10 protein-coding genes are annotated in these 6,918 nt (G+C 27.9%); 7 read left to right on the top strand and 3 right to left on the bottom strand.

Going from position 1 to position 6,918, the window contains the following annotated elements:
• The first annotated feature begins 53 nt into the window (after nucleotides 1-53).
• Together ACTHUW_RS06415 and ACTHUW_RS06410 are read left to right on the top strand one after the other, a co-directional pair.
• Nucleotides 54-245, top strand: coding sequence for a ferredoxin (locus ACTHUW_RS06415; RefSeq protein WP_442196874.1), 192 nt, complete (start codon nucleotides 54-56; stop codon nucleotides 243-245).
• Nucleotides 246-363: 118 nt separating this feature from the next.
• Nucleotides 364-867, top strand: coding sequence for a ferritin (locus tag ACTHUW_RS06410; protein WP_442212827.1), 504 nt, complete (start codon nucleotides 364-366; stop codon nucleotides 865-867).
• A gap of 56 nt (nucleotides 868-923) precedes the next feature.
• Here ACTHUW_RS06410 and ACTHUW_RS06405 read toward each other — a convergent pair whose 3' ends face one another.
• A complete protein-coding gene (locus ACTHUW_RS06405) occupies nucleotides 924-1,133 on the bottom strand; it encodes a small, acid-soluble spore protein, alpha/beta type (protein ID WP_442196876.1) in 210 nt (69 codons plus the stop codon).
• Nucleotides 1,134-1,222: 89 nt separating this feature from the next.
• Nucleotides 1,223-1,774 carry a manganese efflux pump gene (locus ACTHUW_RS06400; protein WP_442199469.1) on the bottom strand — a complete coding sequence of 184 codons (552 nt, stop codon included), beginning with the start codon at nucleotides 1,772-1,774 and terminating at the stop codon, nucleotides 1,223-1,225.
• Nucleotides 1,775-1,868: 94 nt separating this feature from the next.
• On the opposite strand from ACTHUW_RS06400, the gene ACTHUW_RS06395 reads away from it, so the two are divergent.
• The 5 genes from ACTHUW_RS06395 (at nucleotide 1,869) to ACTHUW_RS06375 (ending at nucleotide 6,665) form a co-directional block, all read left to right on the top strand.
• On the top strand, nucleotides 1,869-2,309 hold the full coding sequence (locus ACTHUW_RS06395; protein WP_442197307.1) for a metal-dependent transcriptional regulator: 441 nt from the start codon (nucleotides 1,869-1,871) through the stop codon (nucleotides 2,307-2,309).
• A 46-nt stretch (nucleotides 2,310-2,355) separates the two neighbouring features.
• Nucleotides 2,356-3,363 (top strand): UDP-glucose 4-epimerase GalE, encoded by a 1,008-nt coding sequence (galE, locus tag ACTHUW_RS06390; protein ID WP_442197308.1) that lies wholly within the window; start codon nucleotides 2,356-2,358, stop codon nucleotides 3,361-3,363.
• A 74-nt stretch (nucleotides 3,364-3,437) separates the two neighbouring features.
• Entirely contained in the window at nucleotides 3,438-4,601 is a 1,164-nt protein-coding gene (locus ACTHUW_RS06385) for an iron-containing alcohol dehydrogenase (RefSeq protein WP_442197309.1), read from the top strand.
• A gap of 137 nt (nucleotides 4,602-4,738) precedes the next feature.
• A complete protein-coding gene (locus tag ACTHUW_RS06380) occupies nucleotides 4,739-6,271 on the top strand; it encodes a PAS domain-containing protein (RefSeq protein WP_442212825.1) in 1,533 nt (510 codons plus the stop codon).
• Nucleotide 6,272: 1 nt separating this feature from the next.
• The gene (locus ACTHUW_RS06375; protein WP_442197311.1) at nucleotides 6,273-6,665 is read left to right on the top strand and encodes a YbaN family protein; all 393 of its coding nucleotides are present in this window, start codon (nucleotides 6,273-6,275) and stop codon (nucleotides 6,663-6,665) included.
• 32 nt (nucleotides 6,666-6,697) lie between these two features.
• Here ACTHUW_RS06375 and ACTHUW_RS06370 read toward each other — a convergent pair.
• On the bottom strand, nucleotides 6,698-6,918 hold a 221-nt coding region (locus ACTHUW_RS06370; protein WP_442199468.1), incomplete at its 5' end, for an EamA family transporter.

Raw genomic sequence — 6,918 nt, 5'->3', positions numbered from 1 at the left:
GCAGAAGATAGTTTTATTACGTTTAATTTGTCCTTTTTCTTGACAGAGGACCAATGAAAGCTTTTGTTGATAGAGGTGCATGTATAGGTTGTCAACTGTGCGCTACAATATGTCCTAATGTTTTTGAAATGGATGGTGAACAAATATCAGTAGTTATAGCCGATCCTGTACCATCTGATTTTGAAGAATGCGCTGAAGAATCAAGAGATTCTTGCCCTACGGAGGCCATAAGTATAAAAGAATAACCACTTAAGAAAATGTTAACAATATGTTATACTATATCTATAGTTATAACCTAAGTAAGTTGGGTATACATATTATTAGACATGAAAATGAAACAAAATTTTAAGGAGGAATGTAATAATGGCATCAGAAAAAATGTTACAAGCTTTAAATGATCAAATGAACTTTGAATATGTATCAGCAAATTATTACCTAGCAATGGCTGCATATTGTGCAGATGAAGATTTTGAGGGAATTGAGAATTTCTTTATGGTTCAAGCAGATGAAGAAAGATTCCATGCAAGAAAATTCTATGATTATATTAATGATAGAGATGGTAGAGTTAAAATAAGCCAAATGGAAGAGCCTAAAAATGAATTTTCATCAATAAAAGAAGCATTTGAGACTGTCCTAGATCATGAAAAGAAAGTTACATCAAGAATTAATGATTTAATGAAATTAGCACATGAAGAAAGTGACTATGCTACTATAAGCTTTTTAAATTGGTTTGTAGATGAGCAAGTTGAAGAAGAAGCTAGTATGAAAACTATTATAGCTAAATTAAATAGAATTGGCGAAAGTGCTCAAGGTCTATTTATGTTAAATAAAGAATTAGGAGCAAGAACATTTACTCCAGCAGAATAATATATAAAAAAGATAGGTGAAATTTCACCTATCTTTTTATATATATTTATATATTACTATTTTCCACTCATGTTTCTTTGAGCTTGCTCAACTAATTTCTTAGTCATATATCCACCAACATAACCATTATCTCTAGCTGTTAAATTACCTTTATCCATAGATTCATAGTTAGACATACCTAACTCACTAGCAATCTCAGCCTTCATTTGGTTAAGAGCTTGACGAGCTTCAGGTACTACTAATTTGTTTGAAGTGTTTTTAGCCATTTTTGTTTTCCCTCGCCTTCATCTGTTTTTGTGTTGCAATAGTATTTTATGTAATAACATAATTTTTAACCAAGGTAATTTTAACCAAATTAAAATAAAATCATTTTAATACCAAATAATATAAGTATTATCCCAGATGTAAAAGCAGAATATTTTTTTAAAAATTTTACTTTAGATAAATATCTACTTATACTAAAAGCTAAAGCAGATAGAAAACAGGTTACTATACCGATAATTATTGAATAGTTTAAAAGAATAAAAGAAGAATCTAAACTGTTAAATGTGGAAAATCCTACAATAAATGCATCTATACTTACACAGATACTTAATATCATTTTTATTAAAAATGTAAAATTAACGAGTTTTGTATCATTACTTAAATTTTCTTTTATCATAATCATTCCTACTATAACAATAATTAATCCTCCCATCATAGAAGATAATTTAAATACATAAATATTAAACAATACTCCAAAGTAACCTCCTAAAAATGCTAGCAAAAATTGAAAAAACCCAAAACTAAATATGAAAAATAGCTTATCATATTTTTTTAATCTCTTATCAATACCAATAGAAAAAGCAATTCCTGATGCATCAAGAGCTAAAGCTATAGAAATAATTACTACATTTAATATGTTCAAAATATAACCTCCTAAAATTCCTATATAGTAATCATATTAATATGGGTATAATAAATATTAATGAAATTCAAAAAAATAAAAGGGAATGATCAAAATGTTATCTCCAAGTTTAGAAGACTATTTAGAAGAAGTGTATAGATTATCATTAAATAAGAAAGAAATAAGAAATAAGGACATAGCAGATATATTAAATGTCTCAATGCCTTCTGTAGTTAAAGGACTTAAAAAACTAAATGAAATGTCTTATATCAAGTATGAGCCCTATGAAAAAATCGAAGTATTAGAAAAGGGTAAAAGGAAAGGAAAGTTCTTGGTTGAAAGAAACAAAATACTTAGAGAATTTATCGATACCATAGGTTCATCTTGTGATGCAAAAGCAGAAGCTGAGGCTATGGAGCATTATTTATGTATTGATACAATAAGAAGTATAGAAAAATTAATAAACTTTTTAGATAATAATCCTAAAATCAAAAAACAGTTTAATGAATATAGCAGTGAGAGTATATTAGATGAAGAAGATTTAGAATATAGATAAAATATGGTATTATATATATATATAATAAATTTGGAGGGATATTTAAATGAAAGTATTAGTCACAGGTGGAGCAGGATATATAGGGAGTCATACAGTAGTAGAACTATTAAATGATGGATATGAAGTAATAATAGTAGATAATTATTCAAATTCTAAGCCAGAAGTATTAAAAAGAATAAAAGAACTTACAAATAAGGATTTTGATTTCTATGAGGTAGACCTACTAGATAAAGAAAATTTAGAAAAAGTATTTAAGGAAAATGAAATAAGTTCAGTAATTCATTTTGCAGGACTTAAAGCAGTAGGAGAATCAGTAGAAATACCACTTAAATATTATCATAATAATATCACAGGCACACTTATCCTTTGTGAACTTATGAATAAATATGATGTGAAGAAAATAGTATTTAGTTCATCAGCTACAGTATATGGTATGAACAATGAATCTCCTTTAACAGAAGATTTACCACTTTCTACTACAAATCCATATGGTAGTACTAAATTTATGATAGAACAGATTTTAGCAGATATCTTTGTATCAGATGAAGAATGGTCTATATCTCTTCTTAGATATTTCAATCCTATAGGGGCACATGAATCAGGAAGGATAGGAGAAGATCCTACAGGGATTCCAAATAATCTTATGCCATATATAACCCAAGTTGCAGTAGGTAAAAGAGAAAAACTATCTGTTTTTGGCAGTGATTATGATACTCATGATGGTACTGGAGTAAGGGATTATATACATGTAGTAGATCTTGCAAAGGGACATATAAAAGCACTTGAAAAGATATTGAATTCAAAAGGTGTAAATGCATATAATTTAGGAACTGGTAAAGGATACAGTGTACTTGATGTAGTAAATAACTTTAAAAAAGCTACAGGAGTAGATATTCCTTATGAATTAAGAGAAAGAAGAGCAGGTGATGTAGCAACTTGTTTTGCAGATCCTAAAAAAGCTAAAGAAGAACTAGATTGGTCTGCACAAAAGTCTTTAGAAGATATGTGTAGAGACTCATGGAGATGGCAAAACAACAATCCTAAAGGATATTAAGGAAATTAAATAATTTTTATAATAAAGGGTATATAAATATAGTAAATGTAAAACTCTTAAAAGGAGAGGATTAAATGTTAAATTTCAATTATTCAATACCTACCAGGGTGTTTTTTGGTAAAGATAAAATAAACACACTTAGTGAAAACATAAAAGAATATGGCAATAAAATACTTTTAGTATATGGTGGAGGAAGTATAAAGAAGACTGGTCTATATGATGATATTGTAAAGATATTCAAAAATGATCATATAAAATATTTTGAATTAGAAGGAGTAAAACCAAATCCTAGAATTGATACAGTAAGAAAAGGCATACAAATTTGCAAAGAAAATGATATTGATTTAGTTCTTGCAGTAGGTGGAGGAAGTGTAATAGATGCTTCAAAAGTAATAGCAGCTGGAGTTCATTATGATGGTGATGCTTGGGATATAGTGCTTGATCCACGAAAAATTTATAAAGCACTACCAATAGCAACAATTTTAACACTTGCAGCAACTGGATCAGAAATGGATGCAGGGGCAGTTATTACAAATCCAGAAACAAAGCAAAAACTAGGAACAGGAAGTCCAAATATATTTCCAAAATTCTCTATACTTGACCCTACTTATACATTTAGCGTACCTAAAAATCAAACAGCAGCAGGAGTAGTAGATATAATGAGTCATGTATTTGAAGTGTATTTTTCTAAAACAAATGAAGCTTACCTTCAAAATAGAATGGCTGAAGCAGTATTAAAAACTTGTATAAATTATGGACCAAAAGTAATGTCTGAGCCAGAAAATTATGAAGCAAGGGCAAATTTAATGTGGGCTGGGAGTTTAGCTATTAATGGTCTTTTAGCTTATGGAAAAGAAACAGAATGGTCAGCTCATGAGATAGAGCATGAACTAAGTGCATATTATGACATAACCCATGGGGTAGGTCTTGCAATATTATTTCCATATTGGATGGAATATGTACTTTCAGAAGATACAGTAGATAAATTTGTGGAATATGGAATAAATGTATGGGATATAGATAAAACAAAAGATAAATTTGAAATAGCAAAATCATCAATAGAAAAAACTAGAGACTTCTTTAACTCTCTAGATATGCCATCTACCTTATCTGATGTAGATATAGATGATAAACATTTAGATGAAATGGCTAAAGGTGCAGTTGCACGTGGAACTCTAGGTAGTTTTAAAGCACTAGAAAAAGAAGATGTATTTAAAATATATCAAATGAGTTTATAATTTAAGAGACTTTCTCATTCTTTGAGAAAGTCTTTTAGCATAGTATAAATATTGATTTATATCATATTAAATTTAATAAGTGTATGATAAAGTTAAGGTTAATGATAATTGTTATCAATGATGAAAGGGTGATAAATTTGGAAGAGGAAATGAATAAATATTTAGAATTAGATGATAAAAAGATAGAAAAAATCACTAATATATTAATAAACTATTTAAAAGGAAATATAAATCATCAACAAGCAAAAGAAAAAATAAATAGTTCTTTTGATAGAATAACAGTACAAGAATTTGCCTTATGTGAACAATATATAGGGAATTATGAAATCAATGATGATGATTTAACAAAAAGAATAGAAGAAGTTATATCTATAGTGGAAGACATTTTAGTTACGAATGAATTAGAACTAGAAGAAGGTCATCCTATAAATACTTATTTAGAAGAAGTAAAAGCTATAAGAAAAGTATTAGAAGAAATAGAAATCATGAAAAATGAAAAATTCATAAAAAATAAATGGCTAGAAATATATGATAAATTATTAGAGATAAAAACTCATTTTTCAAGAAAACAAAATCAACTTTTTCCTGCATTTGAAAAGAAAGGCTTTGACAAACCTTCTAAAATAATGTGGACATTAGATGATGTTGTAGAAGATAAAATAAAACAGTCCTTAAAACATTTAAAAAATGATGAAGAAGAAAAATTCTTGAATATGCAAGATGAAGTAATAGATATAGTAGAAGATATGATGCAAAAAGAAGAAGATGTATTATATCCTACAGCAATAGATATGATATCTGATGAAGAATTTATAGAAATGAGAAAAGGTGATGATGAAATAGGATATGCTCTAATAGATACTCCTCCATCATATGGGAATATAAACAACAAAAATGAAACTAATACAAACAAAGAGCTTTTAAATGATTTAAAGGATTTACTAATAAAACATGGATCATTAAAAAATATAGAAAATGATAAAGCGTTAGATGTAAGCCAAGGAAAGCTTACACTAGAACAGATAAATCTCATATTTAAACATATGCAAGTGGATTTATCATATGTAGATGAAAATGAAATATCAAAATTCTATACTGACACAAAACATAGGATATTTCCAAGAAGTCCTGGAGTAATAAATAGAAAAGTTCAAAATTGCCATCCAAAGGAAAGTGTAGAGATGGTAGAAGAGATAATAAGAGCATTTAGAGAAGGAGAACAAGATGAAGCTGAATTTTGGATTGATATGGGTGATAAATTCATATATATCATTTACAATGCAGTAAGAGATGAGAAAGGTAAATTTAGAGGAGTACTTGAAATGATGCAAGATGTTACAAGGATAAGAAAACTTGAAGGTAGCAAAAGGCTTATATCATGGGAAAACACTAAAAGAGAAGAAGTAACTAATGACAAGAATGATAAATCTAATAGATATAATATAAGTTCTGAAATGATAATAGGAGATTTAATAGAAGAATATCCATATATAAAGGATTTTTTATTAAATATATCTCCTAAATTTGAAAAACTAAAAAATCCTATTCTTTTTAAAACAATGTCTAAGATGGCTACTTTAGAAATGATAAGTAAAAGAGGGAATTTAGATACAGATGAATTAATATCTAAAATAGTAGATAGGATAGATAAAGAAAAAGGAAATGAATAATATGAAAAAGGCAATATTGATTATAATAGGGAGTATAAGTCTAGTTCTAGGAAGCATTGGAATAATACTCCCTGTACTTCCAACTACTCCTTTCTTATTATTATCTTTGGCTTGCTTTGTTAAAAGTAGTGATAAACTATATAGATTTATATTAAACAATAAATATCTATCTCCATATGTAGCTGATTATATGAGTGGTAATGGAATACCAAAGAAAGCTAAAAGAAGGGCAATATTATTGATATGGATTACAATAGGATTTTCTGTAATATTTATTATAGACAAAGCTATCCTTAGGATAATGCTTTTAACTATTGCAAGCATAGTTAGTATATATATTCTAACTAGAAAGACACCTGCAACAAATAAAAATATAATACAAGATATAAAATAAGGGCTAAAAAATATTAGCCTTTATTGTTATTTCTAAGTATTATCTTTTGTTTTTAATGTTGAATAGGTTGCCATAGTTAAAATAACTATGCCACCCATAACTTCTCTTAATGTTGGAATTTCATTTAATAATATAACGGTAGCAATTATTCCATATACGGGCTCAAGGCTTGCGATAATACTTGCAGTTTGAGCTTTTATATTTTTTAATCCACTAATAAATAAGGTGTGGGATATTCCTGTAAAAACAATAC

It is taken from the genome of Senegalia sp. (in: firmicutes) (assembly GCF_052088025.1).
Classification (GTDB): domain Bacteria; phylum Bacillota; class Clostridia; order Tissierellales; family SIT17; genus Anaeromonas.
The sequence above is the reverse complement of the archived record's forward strand: the minus strand, read 5'-3'. Positions and strand labels throughout refer to the sequence as shown.

Excerpts from the sequence above, each read along its gene's own strand:
- ACTHUW_RS06415 (WP_442196874.1), top strand. The coding sequence starts at position 54 with ATGAAAGCTTTTGTTGATAGAGGTGCATGTATAGGTTGTCAACTGTGC.
- ACTHUW_RS06410 (WP_442212827.1), top strand. The coding sequence starts at position 364 with ATGGCATCAGAAAAAATGTTACAAGCTTTAAATGATCAAATGAACTTT.
- ACTHUW_RS06405 (WP_442196876.1), bottom strand. The coding sequence starts at position 1,133 with ATGGCTAAAAACACTTCAAACAAATTAGTAGTACCTGAAGCTCGTCAA.
- ACTHUW_RS06395 (WP_442197307.1), top strand. The coding sequence starts at position 1,869 with ATGTTATCTCCAAGTTTAGAAGACTATTTAGAAGAAGTGTATAGATTA.
- galE (WP_442197308.1), top strand. The coding sequence starts at position 2,356 with ATGAAAGTATTAGTCACAGGTGGAGCAGGATATATAGGGAGTCATACA.
- ACTHUW_RS06385 (WP_442197309.1), top strand. The coding sequence starts at position 3,438 with ATGTTAAATTTCAATTATTCAATACCTACCAGGGTGTTTTTTGGTAAA.
- ACTHUW_RS06375 (WP_442197311.1), top strand. The coding sequence starts at position 6,273 with ATGAAAAAGGCAATATTGATTATAATAGGGAGTATAAGTCTAGTTCTA.